Genomic DNA, 19,720 nt, shown 5'->3' on the forward strand with positions numbered 1-19,720 from the left:
TCAGGATGTCAGCGCCGGGCCTGCGCCATTGCCGCCTGTTTGCCGGCGGTGCCGCCTGCGCTGTAGACCGAGGAGACAACCGCGTTGCGGCCATTGGTCTTGGCCTGATAGAGCGCGCGGTCGGCATGATGGAACAGCGTGTCGATCGGGTCCTTGCGGCTGCTGTCGACAGGGTTGGGGCCTTCCAGGGTGCACAGGCCGAAGCTTGCCGTGATCGCAAACGAGCAACGGCCGTCCGAAATGGTCTTGTCCGCAATGTTCTGCCGCAGGCGCTCCGCAAGTGCCGCGGCATCGTCGTTGGCGGTTCTTGGCATCATGATCGCGAATTCCTCGCCGCCCCAGCGCGCGATGATATCGCTTTGCCGCAAATTGTCCTTGAGCACGTTGCACAGTGTTTTCAGCGCCTGGTCGCCAGCGGCGTGGCCATAGGTATCGTTGACTTCCTTGAACTTGTCGACATCCAAAAGGGCCATGGTGAGCGGATCCTGGCTGCGGCTGCGCGCCTTGAGTTCGTGATTGCACAATTCCAGGAAATGTCCGCGCAGATAGGTTTCCGTCAGCGCGTCCGTGGTGGCCAGGATGCGGAACTGTTCGACGAGTTCGGCACGTGCCCTGACTTCGCCCTCGAGCCGTGCCTTGACGGCCATGAGCTCTTCCTGATTGCGATCGCTGAGGCGCACCATGCGCTTTTGTTCGCGCACCGCCCTCTTGTAGGCGAGGGTCAATGAGCGGATCAGCCGCGTGGTTTCGTCCAGGCCGCCAAGAATGGTCTCGGCATATTGCAGCACGCGGTCTTCGTCCTCGAAGAGCGTGAATTCGCTGTCCTTGTCCGATGAATGGGTCATGCCACCTCCGAGTCCGGCTTGAGGTAGAACGACGCGTGCAGGAAGTCCTCGGCGAAATCCTCGCCCATTTCCGCCATCAGGTCGTCTTCCGGGTCGTAGAACCAGTTGACCGTGACCTTGCGGCCCTTTTCCGCGTTGACCTCGAGCATCTGAAACAGGTTCATGATCGCCTTGGCGCTCGAGGAATTGAAATAGATGAACCGGACGTCCACCGTCAGCGGCGCATCGGTCGTGGTTGCAAGATACTGGGCAACATTCTGCAGGATCGGCCCGTAGAAGGCACTGGCGTCCTCGGGATAGCTTTCGCCGGAAAGGGAAAGGTGTCCGACGGCGGGGTCGAGTTCGACCCGCGGCGACCGCGGTGTTGCATCGATATAAAGCGGGTTGGGTGTCATGGCCGATGTCTCCGCTTCTCAGATAAAGGCTTTCAGAACGAAAAAACTGCGGTTTTCGTCCAGCTTCAGAAAGTCATATTCCAGGGGCCGTGTGACCCGCCGCGCGATTTCCAGGAGCCCGATCGTGGCGCCTTCGCTGTGCGGATCCGGTTCTTCCCGGAGTTTCGTGCGGTAGTGTTTGCGCAAGGCCTCGCCATCCATGCCGGCGATGGATTCAAGGCGGGACCTGAGATTGTCGGCTTCCGCGTTGGAGACGGCATTGCCGCAAATGACGAAGAAGCGGCTGTTGTCCGTCTCGGCTCCATCATAGTCCTGGCCGAGCATGATCACGCCGGCGGACAACCGGGCGGTCTTGGGTTCTCTCAACCATTCTTGCTCGTCGGAATAGCGGATCACGTTCTGCACCTGCTCGACAAAAACGGAAAAGACACGTCGCACCACCTTTCCCTCGGTTTTCTTCAGTTCCAGCTGTTGCTTGACCGCCGTTCCGAGCGCGTAAAGCAGATCCTCGGTTACAAAGCCGGTATAGGCGAACAGCGTGTTGCGCTTCTGCAGCTCCGATCGAAACGCGTAAATGTCTTCTCCAAGCATTGCGTCCTCCTATTCAGCCGCATTGCGCACAAGCATTTCGCCTGCCACGGGCGTGAACGCGAGAATCGTGTAGTCGTCCCGGACGGCTTCCAGGCCGCGAAACTCCGTCAGTCTGTCCTGCAGGTGGGTAAGCTGGCTATCCAGGTCTTCGTCGCCAACGCGGGACAGGACTTCATAAAGCCGCTTGCGGCCGAAGGTCCGCTTCGGATGGCCGCCGACATGGTCGGTGATGCCGTCCGTTGCCAGATAGAAAGTGTCGCCGGGCCGGACCTCAAGCGCATGAACTGCTATTCGGCTTGGGCCGGGGAGGCTGCGATAGCCAAGCGCGGCCTTGTCCGGGGCGACCTTGTTGAAGCCTTCAGCATTGCTGACGATCAGCGGAATGCCGGCGCCGGCATAGCGCAGGATCCTGGTTTCGTGATTGTAGATGGCAAGCGCGGCGACGAAGCCGTCGTCCGATGCGGTATCCTGAAAGCCGTCGGAGGGTTTGTCCTGACCCAGCCTGCGCCGCACGGTCCGGTCAAGCGTCAACAGGGTGTATTCCGGATCCTTGAAGGAATTGTCTTCCAGCAACTTTTCGAAGACGGAGGCAACGACCATGGTGAGCAGAGCGCCCGGCACTCCATGGCCCGTGCAGTCGGCGATAAAGAAGATGGAATTGTTGCCCTTTCGACACCCCCAGACATAGTCGCCGCTGACCACCTGCATCGGCTGCCAGATCAGGGCGATATCGGCCATGGTGTCGCGCAGCTCGCTCAGGTCGGGCAGGATGCCCTTCTGGATGTTGCGGGCGTAATACATGCTTTGAAACAACTGTTCGTTCACCTCCTGCATCGCCTGTTTCTGCGCATGGTAGCGGGCAATGGACTGGTCGTATTCGCTCTCCCTGGCCTTCATCGATGTGTTGAGGCGGCTGAAGACGAGCACGACGACCAGCCCGACCAGCGCCAGCATGCCCACCCAGGCGGCAAGACCGAACCATTCCATCCAGGCAAGGGACTGTGTCGCGTTTGCTTGAAAGGTACGGGCCGCTGCGTCGAACTTGACGGGAAGCTCCCGGAAGGCCAGCCGGGCGAACCGCTCGCGATCGGCGGGGGACAGCGTCTGGGCAGCTCCCACCCTTCGGGCCAGATGCAGGAAGTCGCTCAAGATCAGCTGCTGCGAGGTTTCGCCTTCAAACAGGATTGCGGCAATGTCGGATTTGATATCCGTAGGCGCTGGATAGTCCGGCTTGCCCAGCCGGCAGGACAGGCCGTCTGAAATGACCTGCTGCATTTTTTTCCGGTTCCCCGACAACAGGGCGGCCTGCGCGCGTTCCATATGGTCGGCGCAGCTGATCACCAGAATACGCGAACCATAGGTGCTGGCGCGGGAAAATTCCTCATTGTCCAACGCGGCCATCGCGATGCGTTGGGACAGAAGCTGGAGCAGGTTGGCGATTTTGGCCTCATCCACCTGCACGCGGTGCTGATCGAGCAGAAACCGGCCGCCAAATAGTAAAGAAGTAAAAACAATGGCAACCAGAGAAAAGCCCACGCAAAAAGCAACCGTCGGCAGATTGAAACGTATCTGCAACCTGTTGAGCAATCGGTCTGTGGAGGCCCTGAACATGCAAGTTTGGTTCTTGTAACTTGTGCTGAGGGCGAATAATACCGTGTCAAATGAAAATAAAAACTAAATACATTTGTAATTTCACGTAGAGTTAATTCTGGTAAGAAAGACAATGTAATAAATAGCGGGAACTCTTTTGTGGGGGAAGCCTAGGTGAGTGTTCGACAGCAAGATGGGAAAACAAACTGACTGTTGAGTCATCTTAAGCGGGGAGTGCGGGGCAGATGTGTTCTGCAAGGGAGGCGTATTTTATCTTGCCGGACTTCGGTGTCGTTTTCCAATCTGGACGCGTCGGTATGACCCTTGGTTTGACCAAAGGGACGTGTTAATTCGTCGCCTCACATTGGCACGACGGCAAAAAGTCCCTTAAGACGCGACGGTCGCCCGTGCCCCTTATCCTGCAATGAACACAAGGATGGTGCGATGTCATTGATGGAAACCTCCGGTCAGTCCCTGCAATCCGGTTTCTTCACACGCGGTCTTGCCGAGGCCGATCCAGACATTTTCGGCACCATCGAAAAGGAGCTTGGCCGTCAGCAGCACGAAATCGAGCTGATCGCCTCTGAAAACATCGTCTCCCGCGCCGTTCTGGAAGCGCAGGGCTCGATCTTCACCAACAAATACGCCGAAGGCTATCCGGGCAAGCGCTATTACGGCGGCTGCGAGTTCGCCGATGTGGCGGAAACGTTGGCGATCGAGCGCGCCAAGGAACTGTTTGGCTGCAGCTTCGCCAATGTCCAGCCGAATTCCGGCAGCCAGATGAACCAGGCCGTGTTCCTGGCCCTCCTGCAGCCGGGCGATACCTTCATGGGCCTGGATCTCAACTCGGGCGGTCACCTGACCCACGGATCTCCGGTCAACATGTCCGGCAAGTGGTTCAACGTGATTTCCTACGGCGTGCGTCAGGACGACCACCTGCTCGACATGGATGAGGTCGAGCGTCTCGCCAACGAACACAAGCCGAAGCTGATCCTGGCCGGCGGCACCGCCTATTCCCGCATCTGGGACTGGAAGCGCTTCCGCGAGATCGCCGACAGCATCGGCGCTTACCTCATGGTCGACATGGCTCACATCGCCGGTCTCGTTGCCGGTGGCGTGCACCCGTCGCCAATTCCGCATGCCCATGTCTGCACCACCACCACGCACAAGTCGCTCCGTGGTCCGCGCGGCGGCATGATCCTCTCCAATGACGAGGACATCGCCAAGAAGATCAATTCCGCGGTCTTCCCGGGTCTGCAGGGCGGTCCGCTGATGCATGTCATCGCGGCCAAGGCGGTTGCCTTCAAAGAAGCGCTGACGCCGGAATTCAAGGCCTATGCGCGCGCGGTCACCGATAACGCCAAGGCACTGGCCGAAGCCCTGAAGGAACAGGGTCTCGACATCGTCTCCGGCGGCACCGACAACCACCTGATGCTGGTTGACCTGCGTCCGAAAAACGCCACCGGCAAGGTTGCCGAAAAGGCCCTCGGCCGCGCCAACATCACCTGCAACAAGAACGGCATTCCCTTCGATCCGGAAAAGCCGTTTGTCACCTCCGGCATCCGTCTCGGCACGCCTGCTGCGACCACCCGCGGCTTCGGTGTTGCCGAATTCCGCGAAGTCGGCCTCTTGATCACGGAAGTGTTGGACGGTTTGATGGCAGCAAACAGTGAAGAGGGCAACGCAGCGGTTGAAGCTGCGGTCAAAGCCAAGGTAGAAGCACTGACGGCCCGGTTCCCGATCTACGGGGGCTGATTGAGGGCTCGGTCAGGAGCTTTGAGACATGAGATGTCCTTTTTGCGGCGGCGAGGAAACCCAGGTTAAGGATTCCCGCCCGACCGAGGACAACACCGCCATTCGCCGCCGCAGGATCTGCAACACCTGCGGCGGCCGTTTTACGACCTTCGAGCGGGTCCAGCTGCGCGAGCTGATGGTTCTGAAACGCTCCGGGCGCCGTGTACCCTTCGATCGCGAGAAGCTGATGCGCTCCGTTCAGATCGCCGTGCGCAAGCGGCCGGTCGATCCGGACAAGATCGAACGCATGGTCAGCGGCATCGTGCGCCAGCTGGAAAGCTCCGGCGAAAGCGAGATCACTGCGGAAACCATCGGCAATCACGTGATGGAAGGCCTGAAAGGCATCGACGATGTCGCCTATGTCCGCTTCGCCTCCGTCTACAAGAATTTCCGCGAAGCCAAGGATTTCGAGGCACTGCTCGACGAGTTGAGCGATCCCGACAGCCAAGCCCTGAAAGACAGCTGAGCCCCCGCCGGTTTCATGACAGTTCCAAGTGATCTCGATCAGCGTTTCATGGCCGCTGCCAAGCGCCTGGCCCGCCGTGGGCTGGGCCGGGTCTGGCCGAATCCGTCCGTTGCCGCCCTGATCGTGCGCGAGGAGGGCGGCAGGGCCATTGTCGTCGGGCGCGGCGTTACGTCCCGTCCAGGCATGGCCCACGCGGAAGTCAACGCGCTCCGGGAAGCAGGAGACAAGGCCAGGGGCGCAACCTGCTACGTCACGCTTGAGCCGTGTTCCCATTACGGCCGCACGCCGCCTTGCGCCAAGGCCCTGACCGAAGCCGGTGTCAAGCGCGTGGTGGTCGGCATGGCGGATCCCAATCCACGGGTCTCCGGCCGGGGCATCGCCATGCTGCGCGAGGCCGGTATTGAGGTCAGTGTCGGCCTCCTGGAAAATGACATGCAGGCGCTCTATCGGGGCTTCACCCTGCGCCAGCTGAAGCAGCGGCCGCAGGTGTTCCTGAAGCTCGCGGTCTCGGAGGACGGTTTCATCGGCCGGGATGGCGAGGGCCAGGTGAAAATCTCCGGCCCGCTTTCTATGCGCAAGGTCCATGGCTTCCGGGCCGCCTGCGACGCCATTCTGGTCGGCTCCGGCACCGCGCTGGCGGACGATCCGCAGCTGACCTGCCGTCTGCCGGGGCTTGCCGGGCGCTCGCCGGTCCGGGTGATCGTCGACCGCTGTGCGCGGTTGCCGCTGGAGTCGAAACTGGTGCGCACCTGTGTCGATGTTCCGGTCTGGCTGGTCTGCGGCAATGGCGCGGACCCGGACAAGCTGGAGCTTCTGGCCGCCGCCGGCGTCAATGTCATTCGCGTTCCGGCCATGGAAGACGGCATCAAGCCGTCCGTTATCCTGAGCGCTCTTGCAACCCGAGGCATCACGCGGTTGATGGTGGAGGGCGGTGCAAGGCTGGCGTCGTCTTTCCTTGCGGCGGACCTGGTCGACGATCTCTGCGTGGTCACCGGAAACATCGTGATCGGCGCGGGCGGCATACCGGCCCTGCACGGACTGGTCCTTGCGGATGTTCTGAAAGACCCCAAATTCGAACGGGTCGATGCCGGATATTTCGGCCTCGACCGCTATATCTATCTCAGACGGCGCGGAGCCTGACATGTTCACCGGTATTGTCACCGACCTCGGCGAGATCCTCGCCATTGACGCCATTCCGGCGGGAAAACGCACCCGCATTCGCACCATCTACGACACCGACAGCTTCGAGATCGGTGCGTCGATTTCCTGCGCGGGCGTCTGCCACACCGTGACCGCCAAGGACAACGGCTCCAACGGCAACTGGTTCGAAGTGGAATCGGCCGCCGAAACCTTGGCGCTGACCAATGTGGCGGACTGGAAAGTCGGCCAGAAGCTCAACCTGGAACGCTCGCTCACCATGGGCGCGGAGCTCGGCGGGCATCTGGTGCTTGGTCATGTCGACGGCCTGGCCACGGTGACGAAGCGGGAGGACCATCCGGATTCGGTCTATTTCCAGTTCGAGGCACCCGAAGAAGCCGCGCCCTTCATCGCAAAGAAGGGCTCGGTCGCCCTCGATGGCACCTCCCTGACGGTGAATGAAGTGGACGGGCTGCTGTTTTCCGTGTTCCTTATTCCCCACACGCTCGACGTCACCACCTGGTCCGACCGGAAGGTGGGCGACAAGATCAATCTGGAGGTGGATATGATGGCCCGCTACGCGGCGCGTCTTGCGGAATTCTCCAAGACCGGGTAGGGACCGGCCCAACACCTTCGAACAAGAGTATTTCCCATGGCGTTTACCAGGCGGCGAGATAGTTGCCCGGAAACGCTAGCCTGCACGATTGAGACTGGACAAACCGGGGCAGACATGGTTCCTGTCGCGGCCTTATAAGGATTGAATGACCGATGAGCGCTGCACCGAAACTTCTGATCATCGAGGCCCGGTTCTATGAGGATCTGGCGGATGCCCTTGCAGAGGGCGCGATCAAGACCATCGAGGCGGCCGGCGCGAGCTATGACCGGATTGCCGTCCCCGGCGTTCTGGAAATCCCGGCAGCCCTGTCCATGGCCCTGACGGCGATGGAAGGCGAGGGCACGTTCTATGACGGCTTCGTCCTGCTTGGCGTGGTGATCCGCGGCGAGACCACCCATTACGACATCGTTTCGATTGAATCGAACCGGGTGATCATGGATCTCATCGTCGATGCGGATCTCGCTGTCGGAAATGGTATCCTGACCGTCGAGAACGGCGAGCAGGCCTGGGCCCGCGCGAAGGTGGATGACAAGGACAAGGGGGGCGCCGCCGCCAAGGCCGCCCTCGACATGATCGCTCTGCGTGAGCGGCTTGGAGTATAAGAAGAATGACCGGAAAGGCCGACCCGGAAAAACCGGCTGGTAAAACCGTGCGCCCCGCCAACAAGCGTGGCGTGGCACGCCTCGCTGCCGTCCAGGCGCTCTATCAGATGGAACTGGGCGGCGCGCCGCTCACCAGCGTCATCAGCGAATTCACCGCCTTCCGTCTCGGCAAGGAGATCGACGGCGAACAGTACCGCGATGCCGACGAGCAGTGGTTCAAGCAGATTGTTGCCGGCGTGGTCGAGGACCAGAAATTCCTCGACCCTTACATCCACACCGCGCTGAAGGAAGACTGGCCGCTTCGGCGGATCGACAGCCTGCTGCGCGCCATTCTGCGCTGCGGCTCCTACGAGCTGCTGCGCCGCAAGGACGTGCCGGCAAAGGTGATCATCTCCGAATATATCGATGTCGCCAAGGCGTTCTTCGAGGATGATGAACCCGGTCTCGTCAACGGCGTGCTCGACCGTCTCGCCCATGAACTGCGGGAAATCGAACTGGATGCGAAGAAAGCGGACGGCGACTCCTGATCATGGCTGACGACCGGCCAGGTGAATTCGAGCTGATCCGTCGCTATTTCGCGCCATTGGCTCAGGATCCCGGCAGTCTGGGGCTTACAGACGATGCCGCTGTTCTGACGCCGTCGGACGGCTGCGACCTGGTGCTGACCAAGGACGTGCTCGCCGCCAACGTGCATTTCTTCGTCGACGATGCACCCGAAGCGATTGCCGCCAAGGCGCTCAGGGTCAATCTCTCCGACCTTGCGGCCAAGGGCGCTCGTCCGCGTGGCTATCTGCTCGGACTGGCCTTGCCGGCGGACTGGACCGTCGCCTGGCTGGAACGGTTCTGCCGCGGTCTTTCCGCCGACCAATGTGTCTATGACATCCAGCTTCTGGGTGGCGACACCATACGTTCCGGCAACGGATTGCAGGTGTCCGTCACCGCGATTGGCGAAGTGGACAAGGGCAAGGCCGTCAGGCGCTCAGGCGCCGGTGCCGGGGATCTGGTTTTCGTGACCGGCACCATCGGTGATGCCGCGGCCGGGCTCCAGGCACGCCTTGACCCGGATTTCTGCCGGGCTCATGACCTCACCGAGGAAGAAGAGACGCGGATCCTGGACCGCTACCTGCTGCCGCGGCCTCGGACCGGTATCGCGTCCTGTCTGGTTGCCCATGCCAGCGCAGCGATGGACATTTCGGACGGATTGTTTGCCGACGCCGCGCACCTGGCCTCGGCGTCCGGCATGGATGTCACGCTCGACCTTGCCGCCGTACCAATCTCAGGCGCATTGCAACATCTCAAGGTCAAGGCGCCGGACGTCTTCGGTCTCTGCCTGAATGGCGGTGACGACTATGAAATCCTCGCGGCTGTCCCGTCCGGCCAGGCCGAAGCCTTTGTTCGCGACACCGCAGACTGCGGCACGAAGGTCACACAGATCGGAACGGTCGCCGAGGGCGACGGCCGGGTGCGTCTCGTCGACGCCGCGCAAGCCTTTGGGCTTGAGCCGGATGGCGGTTTCCGGCATTTCTGAAATCGGGCCCGGACGGTCTTGAGCTTCCAGCAGGTGTCGGGTTTAAGATACCGCCTCCCGCCAGCATTCCGGATTCGGTCCGGCCGCGCCTGCATCAGTCAAATCGAGACCAGTTCATGACCGCCCACGCAACGGATACCTTTGTCGACGACCGTCTGGCCAAGCGCAACGCCCTGTTGCTGGCGCTGGCCCAGGCGATCGGTGGTGCATCTGCCTCCATCGTCATCGCCACCGGGCCGCTGGTCGGTTACATGATGCTGGACGAGGACAAGGCTCTGGCGACATTGCCGGTTTCCGCGATGGTTCTGGGCACGGCATTCGGCACATTGCCGGCCGGCATGATCATGCGCCGCTATGGCCGCCGGACCGGTTTCGCCGGCGCCTCTCTTCTGGGCGCAATCGCCGGATTGCTGGCGTCCTTCGCGGTGTTTCAGGACAATTTTCTCCTGTTTGCGCTGGCCTGCTGCCTCGGCGGCCTGACCGGGGCCTTCGTGCAGCAATACCGCTTCGCAGCCGCCGACACAGCCAGCGACGCCTTTAAACCAAAGGCGATTTCCTGGGTGCTGGCAGGCGGCGTCCTGGCAGGTGTGGTCGGGCCGCAAACGGTCATCTGGACCAAGGACCTGTTCTCGCCGATCCTGTTCGCCGGAACCTATCTGGCCCAGGCGGGCCTCGCTTTGGTCGCCTTCTGCCTGGTCCTGTTCATCAGGATCCCGAAGCCGCCGCGCATCAGCCGGGCCCAGGCCGGCGGCCGGCCGCTGGGTGAGATCATGGCTCAGCGCCGCTTCATTGTCGCCGCCGCCTGCGGCATCTGCTCCTACGCCCTGATGAGCCTGGTCATGACCGCAACGCCACTCGCCATGATCGGCTGCGGCCTGTCGGAAACCGATGCCGCCCTCGGCATTCAGTGGCATGTCATCGCCATGTTCGGCCCGAGCTTCTTCACCGGCAATCTCATCGCCCGCTTCGGCAAGGAGCGCATCGTCTCCATCGGTCTGGCCCTTCTGGCGGGGTGTTCGATTGTCGCTCTGATGGGTGTTGAACTCACCCACTTCTGGAGCGCGCTCATCCTGCTCGGTCTCGGTTGGAATTTCGGCTTCATCGGCGCGACCGCGATGCTCACCGACACCTACCGGCCGGAGGAGCGCAACCTGGTGCAGGCGGTCAACGATTTCCTGGTGTTCGGATTCGTTGCCACCGCCTCGTTTTCCTCCGGAGCGCTGCTCAACGCCTTCGGCTGGCAGACGGTCAACTATCTGGTCTTCCCGTTCGTGGTCCTTTGCCTTTGTCTTCTCGTCTGGCTTGTCTGGGGAGAAAGAAAAGCAGTTACAACCAGTTAAAGTGTCTGCGAAATTCCATTTCGTCAGCGCAACATATTTACTGCGCTGCACCAAATCCTGCCGCAACGGAACTGTTAAATTAAACAATGTGAGAGCTTGACGAAGCGCTCCGATTTGCTGCTATCGTGTTCTTCCTTCACGCAGGTCATTGCCGTGAAGGCCAGTCTGGCGGAAAAAACGACAAGAAAATCAGTCCGCCGCAGCTTTGGGAGGAAGCATGATCGAGCTTGTCGTCATAATTTGTGGCCTGTTGTCCATTGCCTACGGGGCGTGGGCCATCCAGTCCGTCATGGCAGCAGACGCCGGGAACGCGCGTATGCAGGAGATCGCCCTGGCGATCCAGGAAGGGGCCAGCGCCTACCTCAACCGTCAATACACGACCATTGCCATCGTCGGCGCCGTTGTCTTCGTTCTGGCCTGGCTGCTTTTGTCCGGGCCTGCGGCCATCGGATTTGCCATTGGGGCCATCCTTTCCGGAGCGGCCGGATATGTCGGCATGCTTGTGTCCGTCCGGGCCAATGTGCGCACGGCACAGGCGGCCAGCAAAAGCCTCGGGGCAGGGCTGGAAATCGCGTTCAAGGCCGGTGCCGTCACCGGCCTTTTGGTTGCCGGCCTCGCGCTTCTGGGTGTCGCCGTCTATTACACCATCCTGACCGGCATGATGGGCTACGAGCCTACCGACCGGACCGTGATCGACGCGCTTGTGGCGCTCGGCTTCGGTGCCTCGCTCATCTCCATCTTCGCCCGTCTCGGCGGCGGTATCTTTACCAAGGGTGCCGATGTCGGCGGCGATCTCGTCGGCAAGGTCGAGGCCGGCATTCCGGAAGACGACCCGCGCAATCCGGCCACCATCGCCGACAACGTGGGCGACAATGTCGGCGATTGCGCCGGCATGGCGGCCGACCTGTTCGAGACCTATGCGGTGACCGTGGTTGCCACCATGGTTCTGGCGTCGATCTTCTTCGTCGGAGCGCAGGCAACCGAACTCATGATGCTGCCGCTGTTGATCGGCGCCAGCTGTGTGGTCACTTCCATCATTGGCACGTTCTTCGTCAAGCTCGGCAGCAACAACTCGATCATGGGGGCGCTCTACAAGGGCTTCATCGCGACCGCGGTGCTGTCGGCGGTGGCGCTGGCCATCATCATCTTCGGCTGGCTGGGAGCGGGGACCGAATACTCTGTCCCGAACGGCACCACCTTCACCGGCTTTGACCTCTTTGCCTGCGGCATTGCCGGCCTGATCGTCACCGGTCTGATCATTTGGGTAACCGAATACTACACCGGTACGGACTACCGCCCGGTGCGTTCGATCGCCCAGGCCTCGGTGACCGGTCACGGCACCAACGTCATTCAGGGCCTGGCCGTTTCGCTGGAAGCCACCGCGCTGCCTGCGCTCATCATCATCGCCGGCATTCTGGTCACACATGCCTTCGCGGGCCTGTTCGGCATTGCCATCGCGGTGACAACGATGCTGGCCCTGGCGGGCATGGTTGTCGCGCTCGACGCCTTCGGTCCGGTCACCGACAATGCCGGCGGCATTGCGGAAATGGCCGACCTGCCGGCGGAAGTGCGCTCCACCACGGACGCTCTGGACGCGGTCGGCAACACCACCAAGGCGGTCACCAAGGGCTATGCCATCGGCTCCGCGGGCCTCGGCGCCCTGGTGCTGTTCGCGGCCTATACGGAAGATCTCAGGTTCTTCTCGGCCAACGCGGCCGAAGGCTCGATCTTTTACGGCATCGATGTCGGCACCCTGTTCTCGCTCTCCAACCCCTATGTGGTGGCGGGTCTCCTGTTCGGCGGTCTCCTGCCTTACCTTTTCGGCGGCATTTCCATGACCGCTGTCGGCCGCGCCGCGGGCGCGGTGGTCGAGGAAGTCCGTCGTCAGTTCAAGGAAAAGCCGGGCATCATGCAGGGCACCGAGCGGCCGGATTACGGCCGGGCGGTGGACATGCTGACCAAGGCGGCGATCCGCGAGATGATCGTGCCGTCGCTGTTGCCGGTTCTGTCGCCAATCGTGGTGTTCTTCGTGGTGCGCGCTGTCGCGACCCCGGCGGATGCCTTCGCGGCGCTTGGGGCCATGTTGCTCGGCGTGATTGTCACGGGTCTTTTCGTAGCGATCTCCATGACCGCTGGCGGCGGTGCCTGGGACAACGCCAAGAAATCCTTCGAGGATGGCTTCACCGACAAGGACGGCGTCACCCACCAGAAGGGCAGCGAAGCGCACAAGGCTTCGGTGACCGGCGACACGGTCGGCGATCCCTACAAGGATACGGCCGGCCCGGCGGTCAACCCGATGATCAAGATCACCAACATCGTGGCCCTGCTGCTGCTGGCGATCCTGGCGCACTGAACCAAAGGCGTAACAGCAAAAAAGAAAACCCCGGCCTCGCAGCCGGGGTTTTTGTTTCTCGGGTCGTCGGAGCTGCTTAGAGCGACAGGCTCGGGTTGGTCGCGCCCCTGAGGATCTGGGTCAGGAAGCCGTAATCGGCGCCGCCCGTGCGGGTCTTGCGGGTGACGATGTCGACGATCTTGCCGTCCTCGAGCGTATAGTTGCCCATGTCCTTCACAAAACCGTCTTCGTCGAAATAGACAGCGACAACGCGCTGTTCGACAATGTCCGGGTTGAAAAAGGCGGTCGTCGCCGTTTTTTGCGAGATGTAATAATAGGCGTCGCCGGCAAGGCTCGAAGTTGTCGACGGGGAGCCGAGCACCAGTTCGACCTGCTCTCGGCTGGACCCGACCTGAACCTGGTTGAGCATGTCGCCGGTGACGACATGGCCGTGGGTATAGGTGGATGTGAAACAGCCCCCGAGCGGCAACGTGGCCAGAAGCGGAAGGAGCACGGCGCTCGCCTTGAAGTTCATCTAAGAAGTCCCGTCTCGCCAGACTGAACTGGCTGTATTTGAATTTCGTTGCTTGGCAAAGTCACTATCGTGGGATAGGGCACAAGGCAACACCTGACTTCGCTTAACTTAGGCCCAGAAGGATTTGCCATGATATTCGGCCTGTTCCGACGCCGGTCCCGCGATGCCGAACACAAGGTGTATTGTGAAATCGTGGCTCAAGCGCGGCAGCCGGTCTTTTACACCGACTTTCTGGTGCCTGACACCATCGACGGCCGGTTCGACCTGATCGTCGCCCATGCGGTCCTGTTTTTCCGGCGTCTGCGCGGCGGAGGCAAGGACGTCGCGGAGTTTTCGCAGGACGTTTTCGACCTGTTTTTCCAGGACATGGACGCTTCCTTGCGCGAAATGGGCGTCAGCGACACCCGCGTGCCGAAGAAGGTCAAGGTCATGGGTGAGGCCTTTTACGGCCGCGCCGATGCCTATGTACCTGCTATCGAGGACAACGACGCCGCCCGGCTTTCGGAAGCCCTTGGCCGCAATATCTTCACGGACACTCCAGAACCGCTCGCGCAGATGCGCCTGGCGCAGTATATGCTGCAGGCGTCAAGGGATCTGGAGACTCAGCCGATCGAGGCTTTTCTGAAAGGCGACGTCCACTGGCCTGACCCACACGCCTTCAAGGACAGACCGGTCTGATTTCGGGGGCGGTGCGGGACAGGTCCACAAAGAAAGAAGAACAATGACAACAGAGACATTTCCGTATTCCCACAAGGTGAATGCCAGCCGGGTCGTTGACAAGGACGAGCGTATCACGGTCGCGCCGGATGCCCAGGCACTTGCCGCGATTGCCGAAAACTATGAGCTGGAGGCAATTCACGACCTGACGGCCGAGTTCATCCTGAAACCCTACCGCAAGGCGGGAGTGCGGGTCGTCGGACCCATCCGGGCGACCGTCAGCCAGAAGTGTGTTGTTTCGCTGGAACCTTTTGACAGCACGCTTGAGGTCGATGTCGACCGCACGTTCGAGCCGATGTCGAGCCGGCCGCGCAAGATCCGAGATTTGAACGAGGACGGCGAGATCGAAATCGATCTGGAAACGCTCGACCCGCCGGATGTGATCCTGGACGGCGTGCTCGACCTTGGTGCCGTGATCTGCGAGGAATTGGCCTTGTCTCTGGACCCCTTTCCGCGCAGGCCCGGAGCCGAATTCGAAGGTGGCGACGGCGAGGACGACATCGAGGCAGACGAGCCAGAAGAAAAGCCGTCTCCCTTTGCCGCGCTTCAGGCCCTCAAGGACAAGCCCGAAACCGGTAAGTGAATGGTGCGGCGCACCAATTCCGGTTCTGACTGCGGTTTTCAACGCCAGATCCGGGCTAGGTCAGGAAAACGGTTGTCAGCCCTGCCAAAAACGGTATGTTCGCGCCGTTCTCGGCTGTCCGGCCTTGGCGCCTGCCACATGAGTGGAAGTTTTTAGGGGCGCCGTCCGGTGCCGTTCTTGGTAGTCACACGTCAAAAGACCTTCTAGATGGCGAAAACAATTCCGATTTCTCTGGATGTCATGGGTGGCGACAACGGAGCCGAAGTGGTGATCCCCGGCGCGGAGATCGCGCTCGTCCGTCACCCGGACATCCGTTTCCTGCTTTATGGCAACGAGAAGGTTGTCGCGCCGCTTCTGGAAAAATATCCCCGGGTCCGGGACGCCTCGACCTTCCATCACTGCGATATTTCCATTGCCATGGACACCAAACCGAGCCAGGCCTTGCGCCAGGGCCGCTGGCGCTCGTCCATGTGGCGGTCGATCGAAGCGGTGAAAACCGGGGACGCCTCCGTTGCCGTCTCGGCCGGAAACACCGGCGCGCTGATGGCGATGTCCAAATTCTGCCTGCGCACCATGGCCAATATCGAACGGCCTGCGATTGCCGCGATCTGGCCGACGATGCGGGGCGAATCCGTCGTGCTCGATGTCGGCGCAACGATCGGTGCCGACGCTCAGCAGCTGATCGATTTTGCCATTCTCGGCGGCGCCATGGCGCGGGCCCTTTTCGGCGTCCAGCGCCCGACCGTCGGCCTGCTGAACATCGGTGTCGAAGAGGTCAAGGGCCTGGAAGAGGTGCGCACCGCCGGGCGGCTTCTGCGCGAGACACCGCTGCGCTCGCTGCAATATGCAGGTTTCGTGGAAGGCGATGATCTTGGCAAGGGCACGGTCGACGTCGTGGTGACCGAAGGCTTTGCCGGCAACATTGCCCTGAAAACGGCGGAGGGCACTGCCAAGCAGATCGGCAGTTACTTGCGCTCGGCCATGAATCGCACCTTTATGTCCCGCATCGGATACCTGTTCGCCAAGGGCGCGTTTGACCTGCTGCGTGAGAAAATGGATCCGCGCAAGGTCAATGGCGGCGTGTTCCTGGGCTTGAACGGCATTGTGATCAAGAGCCATGGCGGCACGGACGCCGAAGGCTATGCCTCGGCGATCGATCTGGCCTATGACATGGTCAAAAACGAACTGACCCACAAGATCGCTCAGGATCTTGTGCATTACCATCGCGGCCGCTTCGCTGAAGCCGCGCCGACATCGGAAGGTGATTTGTGAGCGTAATCCGTTCAACAGTGACCGGCTGCGGAAGCTATCTGCCGGAAAAAGTCCTGACCAATGACGACCTCGCCAAGATGGTCGAGACGTCCGACGAATGGGTCGTGCAACGCACCGGAATCAAGCAGCGTCACGTGGCCGCCGAAGGGCAGGTGACGTCGGACCTGGCGCTCGAAGCCGCCAAAAGGGCTCTGGCCTCCGCTGGCCGGGACGCCCAGGACATCGACACGATCATTCTGGCGACCGCCACTCCGGACAACACCTTCCCGGCGACCGCGGTCACGGTACAGGCCAATCTGGGCATTCATCACGGCGCTGCCTTCGACGTGCACGCCGTCTGTTCCGGCTTCGTCTATGCGCTGACCACGGCGGATGCCTATATCCGTTCCGGCATGTCCAAACGCTGCCTGGTGATCGGTGCGGAAACCTTCAGCCGCATCCTCGACTGGACCGACCGGACCACCTGCGTCCTCTTCGGCGACGGCGCCGGCGCGGTTGTGGTCGAGGCCGCCGAAGGCACCGGCAGCAATGACGATCGCGGCGTGTTGACCTCGCACCTGCGCTCGGATGGCCGCCACAAGGAAAAGCTCTATGTGGACGGCGGGCCGTCGACCACCCAGACGGTCGGCCACCTGCGCATGGAGGGCCGCGAGGTCTTCAAACATGCGGTCGGCATGATCACCGACGTGATCGAGGATGCCTACAGCGCCACCGGTCTGTCTTCCGACGACCTCGACTGGTTCATTCCGCACCAGGCCAACAAGCGCATCATCGATGCCAGCGCCAAGAAGCTTGGCATTGCCCCGGAAAAGGTGGTGACCACCGTCCAGTGGCACGGCAACACCTCGGCCGCCTCCATTCCGCTCGCCCTCGATACGGCTGTAAAAGACGGACGTGTCAAAAAGAACGATCTTTTGATGCTGGAGGCCATGGGCGGCGGTTTCACCTGGGGCTCCGTGCTGCTGCGCTGGTAAGGAGCTTTCCGGCTGCCCGGCACAAATATTACAAGGACACCGAGTTCAGGTTGACCGGCCTGCCTCAAGGCCGTACCGTATGGTCTTGCATTGGAGTTCTCTTGCAAAATCAGCCAGATCACTGGCGTCCTTGAGGAGGGGTTATGGGCAATCGGACTATTACCCGAGCGGATCTATGTGAGGCCGTTTATCAGAAAGTCGGACTGTCTCGTACGGAATCGTCCGAATTGGTCGAACGTGTTCTTTCTGAAATTTCTGACTGTCTTGTGACTGGAGAATCGGTAAAATTGTCAAGCTTCGGTTCTTTTGTGGTCCGCTCCAAGGGTGAGCGCATCGGCCGCAATCCGAAGACCGGCGAGGAAGTACCGATTTCGCCGCGCCGCGTGATGGTGTTCAAGCCGTCCAACGTATTGAAGCAGCGGATCAACGATGCGCTGACGGGACAGGCCAGCAAATAACAAGACCGGATGAGCTCGCAGGACAAAAGCCCAGACGCCTTTCGTACCATCAGTGAAGTCGCTGACGACCTGGACTTGCCGCAGCATGTGCTGCGCTTCTGGGAAACGCGTTTCGCGCAGATCAAGCCGCTCAAGCGCGGCGGCGGCCGGCGCTATTACCGGCCCGACGATGTGGAACTTCTGAAAGGCATTCGCTATCTGCTCTACGGCGAGGGCTACACCATCAAGGGTGTCCAACGCATCCTGAAGGAGCAGGGCCCGCGTTTTGTGATGCAGATCCGGCATGAAGCCGCCTCTCCGCTACCCACTGTTTCCGGCGAGACGACACTTGCCTCGGAACCTCAGGCCGAACCGCTCCCGGTCGACGAGCCGATCGCTCCGCGTGTGCCGCTGCCGAGCGGTGTCCTGGCCGATGACGCGCCGGACCCGGCAGAACAGACCCATGCCGGCAGTTTCAACATTCTGGGCCGCTTGCGCGGTGACAAACCGACCCCAAGCGGAGTTTCCGTCAAGTCGGCCGTGACCAAGGATGACATTCGCCGTCTCCAGGCCACGTTGTTTGAATTGCTGGAATGCAAGCGTACACTCGACCAAGCGCGCTGATCCCGCAACGCTTCGCTACCTGCACCCGAATCTTACCCTGATTTTTTGCCGAACAGTTTGCCAAGGAGACCGCGTTTGGGCGATCGCTGCTCCGTGTCTTCCTCGGATGCCTGCGCCTGCTGGGCGAAGGATCTCAGTTCCTCCATGGAAACGCGCTTGGACGGTTGAATGGGCGGCGGCGAACTCCGGCGGGAAAACTCCGGCTGCTCCGGCTCGCTCACTTCCGGCATAGATGCCGTCTGCGGGTCCAGGTCGCTGAAAGCCTGGTCGCTTTCGTCCTCTTCGCTGATCTCAGGGCCGGGCTCCGGGGCTTTTTTGTTGCGTGAGCGCAGTTGTTCCAGAATGGCCGCGTCGATCGGGTCGTGTGGATTAAGCTCCCTGTCCTCGTCGTCACTGATGCCTTGGCCGATCCGGGAAAAATCCATTTCGTCGTGGAGAAGGTCCGTCGGCCCCTCTTCGCGAACAATGCCAAGTGCCGGATTGTGGAGGATCTTCAATTCGATTTCCGGCGGGCCACCATCGCTGGCCATATGGTGAAGCACCTGGATCTTCTCGTTCTCGTCCTTTCCGAAAACTTCGCCGTCCCGAAGGACACGTCCGCTCCGGCGGATGAGCAAAAGGAACTCGTACAGTTTCTGGACGAGATAATTGGGCGGCACGGCGCAGGGACGAAATTCCAGGGCATGGCCGATCAAGGCGTGAGCCCCGGCACCGAACACGCCAAAGAGCTGTTGGCCGGTCTCGGGGACTGTTTCGCCATAAAGGTGCGGGTGGAGATAAATCAGATCCGCAGTCTCGTCGCGGTCAAGTTCCAGAAAGGTTTCGGGTTTCATCAGGAACAAGCTGGATCCCCAGAAGACCACGCTGGCCCTGCGTTTGCTGACCACATATCGGGTTATGGCTCGGGCAAACGCCATTGCGACACCTGCTTCTTCGGTGTCACAAAAGGCGGTCGGAACCGAGGGCGCGGTGCCGTTGGGGAGCACACCCTTTTGCACGGAGATCTGGGTATAGGCTGTTGCGGATTGGATGAGATCCGCAGCATCGGGAAAGGAGGACCGGACCGAATGGGCCTCCAGCGCGGTTTGCAGATGCTGTTTGTCCTCAAGCGCGACAGATTGGGTGACGAGGCAGTGATAATTTCCGCAAAGAACCCGGATGTCTGTTTCCGTAGAGGTGTCCAGAAGTCTGCAGTCCTCCGCCGGAAGTCCAAAGGACTCGGCTGTCTGGACGATGAAGTCGAAAATTTTCCGGCCGATGATCGGGTGATACGCCTGGTAAAGAACCTGCGCGTCGACGGAGGGAACGGGATGGATCTGCAATTGGACACCCACCAATTGTT

At 61.0% G+C, this 19,720-nt stretch carries 21 protein-coding genes; 15 read left to right on the top strand and 6 right to left on the bottom strand.

Features of this window, described 5'->3' with window-relative positions; all coding sequences use genetic code 11:
- Positions 1-8 precede the first annotated feature (8 nt).
- From M0H32_RS07015 to M0H32_RS29620, 4 genes are read right to left on the bottom strand one after another with little or no spacing between them, the layout of a single operon-like run.
- Positions 9-845 (bottom strand): GGDEF domain-containing protein, encoded by an 837-nt coding sequence (locus M0H32_RS07015; protein WP_248152579.1) that lies wholly within the window; start codon positions 843-845, stop codon positions 9-11.
- Positions 842-1,240: a DUF1987 domain-containing protein gene (locus M0H32_RS07020; protein WP_248152580.1), complete on the bottom strand. Its 399-nt coding sequence runs from the start codon at positions 1,238-1,240 to the stop codon at positions 842-844. Before M0H32_RS07020 ends, M0H32_RS07015 begins: the two co-directional genes overlap by 4 nt.
- Positions 1,241-1,258: 18 nt before the next feature.
- A complete protein-coding gene (locus M0H32_RS07025) occupies positions 1,259-1,831 on the bottom strand; it encodes a SiaB family protein kinase (RefSeq protein ID WP_248152581.1) in 573 nt (190 codons plus the stop codon).
- A 9-nt stretch (positions 1,832-1,840) separates the two neighbouring features.
- On the bottom strand, positions 1,841-3,286 hold the full coding sequence (locus M0H32_RS29620) for a PP2C family protein-serine/threonine phosphatase (protein WP_248152583.1): 1,446 nt from the start codon (positions 3,284-3,286) through the stop codon (positions 1,841-1,843).
- Positions 3,287-3,874: 588 nt separating this feature from the next.
- On the opposite strand from M0H32_RS29620, the gene glyA reads away from it, so the two are divergent.
- From glyA to M0H32_RS07075, 9 genes are all read left to right on the top strand, one after another.
- Complete coding sequence (glyA, locus tag M0H32_RS07035; protein ID WP_248152669.1) at positions 3,875-5,176, top strand: serine hydroxymethyltransferase; 1,302 nt, start codon at positions 3,875-3,877, stop codon at positions 5,174-5,176.
- Positions 5,177-5,204: 28 nt separating this feature from the next.
- The gene (gene nrdR, locus M0H32_RS07040) at positions 5,205-5,681 is read left to right on the top strand and encodes a transcriptional regulator NrdR (protein ID WP_248152584.1); all 477 of its coding nucleotides are present in this window, start codon (positions 5,205-5,207) and stop codon (positions 5,679-5,681) included.
- Between the two features lie 15 nt (positions 5,682-5,696).
- Positions 5,697-6,821: a bifunctional diaminohydroxyphosphoribosylaminopyrimidine deaminase/5-amino-6-(5-phosphoribosylamino)uracil reductase RibD gene (gene ribD, locus M0H32_RS07045; protein ID WP_248152586.1), complete on the top strand. Its 1,125-nt coding sequence runs from the start codon at positions 5,697-5,699 to the stop codon at positions 6,819-6,821.
- 1 nt (position 6,822) lies between these two features.
- A complete protein-coding gene (locus M0H32_RS07050) occupies positions 6,823-7,434 on the top strand; it encodes a riboflavin synthase (RefSeq protein WP_248152587.1) in 612 nt (203 codons plus the stop codon).
- Between the two features lie 152 nt (positions 7,435-7,586).
- Positions 7,587-8,036: a 6,7-dimethyl-8-ribityllumazine synthase gene (ribH, locus tag M0H32_RS07055; protein ID WP_248152589.1), complete on the top strand. Its 450-nt coding sequence runs from the start codon at positions 7,587-7,589 to the stop codon at positions 8,034-8,036.
- A gap of 5 nt (positions 8,037-8,041) precedes the next feature.
- A complete protein-coding gene (gene nusB / locus M0H32_RS07060; protein WP_248152591.1) occupies positions 8,042-8,563 on the top strand; it encodes a transcription antitermination factor NusB in 522 nt (173 codons plus the stop codon).
- Between the two features lie 2 nt (positions 8,564-8,565).
- Positions 8,566-9,564 carry a thiamine-phosphate kinase gene (gene thiL / locus M0H32_RS07065; RefSeq protein WP_248152593.1) on the top strand — a complete coding sequence of 333 codons (999 nt, stop codon included), beginning with the start codon at positions 8,566-8,568 and terminating at the stop codon, positions 9,562-9,564.
- Between the two features lie 116 nt (positions 9,565-9,680).
- Positions 9,681-10,904 (top strand): MFS transporter, encoded by a 1,224-nt coding sequence (locus M0H32_RS07070; RefSeq protein ID WP_248152594.1) that lies wholly within the window; start codon positions 9,681-9,683, stop codon positions 10,902-10,904.
- Between the two features lie 217 nt (positions 10,905-11,121).
- Positions 11,122-13,257, top strand: coding sequence for a sodium-translocating pyrophosphatase (locus M0H32_RS07075; protein ID WP_248152597.1), 2,136 nt, complete (start codon positions 11,122-11,124; stop codon positions 13,255-13,257).
- Between the two features lie 76 nt (positions 13,258-13,333).
- Here M0H32_RS07075 and M0H32_RS07080 read toward each other — a convergent pair whose 3' ends face one another.
- Positions 13,334-13,771, bottom strand: coding sequence for an outer membrane protein assembly factor BamE (locus M0H32_RS07080; protein WP_248152598.1), 438 nt, complete (start codon positions 13,769-13,771; stop codon positions 13,334-13,336).
- A gap of 129 nt (positions 13,772-13,900) precedes the next feature.
- Here M0H32_RS07080 and M0H32_RS07085 point away from each other — a divergent pair, with 129 nt between their 5' ends.
- The 6 genes from M0H32_RS07085 to M0H32_RS07110 all read left to right on the top strand — a co-directional run bounded on the left by M0H32_RS07085 (position 13,901) and on the right by M0H32_RS07110 (position 18,378).
- Positions 13,901-14,449, top strand: a complete 549-nt coding sequence (locus M0H32_RS07085; RefSeq protein ID WP_248152599.1) for a ubiquinol-cytochrome C chaperone family protein — start codon at positions 13,901-13,903, stop codon at positions 14,447-14,449.
- Positions 14,450-14,492: 43 nt separating this feature from the next.
- The gene (locus M0H32_RS07090) at positions 14,493-15,071 is read left to right on the top strand and encodes a YceD family protein (RefSeq protein WP_248152600.1); all 579 of its coding nucleotides are present in this window, start codon (positions 14,493-14,495) and stop codon (positions 15,069-15,071) included.
- A 207-nt stretch (positions 15,072-15,278) separates the two neighbouring features.
- A complete protein-coding gene (plsX, locus tag M0H32_RS07095; RefSeq protein ID WP_248152601.1) occupies positions 15,279-16,343 on the top strand; it encodes a phosphate acyltransferase PlsX in 1,065 nt (354 codons plus the stop codon).
- Positions 16,340-17,317: a beta-ketoacyl-ACP synthase III gene (locus M0H32_RS07100; RefSeq protein ID WP_248152602.1), complete on the top strand. Its 978-nt coding sequence runs from the start codon at positions 16,340-16,342 to the stop codon at positions 17,315-17,317. Before plsX ends, M0H32_RS07100 begins: the two co-directional genes overlap by 4 nt.
- Before the next feature lie 143 nt (positions 17,318-17,460).
- The gene (locus M0H32_RS07105; protein WP_023003819.1) at positions 17,461-17,775 is read left to right on the top strand and encodes an integration host factor subunit alpha; all 315 of its coding nucleotides are present in this window, start codon (positions 17,461-17,463) and stop codon (positions 17,773-17,775) included.
- A 9-nt stretch (positions 17,776-17,784) separates the two neighbouring features.
- Entirely contained in the window at positions 17,785-18,378 is a 594-nt protein-coding gene (locus M0H32_RS07110) for a MerR family transcriptional regulator (protein ID WP_248152604.1), read from the top strand.
- A gap of 32 nt (positions 18,379-18,410) precedes the next feature.
- On the opposite strand, the gene M0H32_RS07115 is transcribed toward M0H32_RS07110, so the two are convergent.
- Positions 18,411-19,700 carry a DUF4261 domain-containing protein gene (locus M0H32_RS07115; RefSeq protein ID WP_248152606.1) on the bottom strand — a complete coding sequence of 430 codons (1,290 nt, stop codon included), beginning with the start codon at positions 19,698-19,700 and terminating at the stop codon, positions 18,411-18,413.
- Positions 19,701-19,720 lie beyond the last annotated feature (20 nt).

The organism is Roseibium sediminicola (genome assembly GCF_023156505.1).
Lineage (GTDB): Bacteria > Pseudomonadota > Alphaproteobacteria > Rhizobiales > Stappiaceae > Roseibium > Roseibium sediminicola.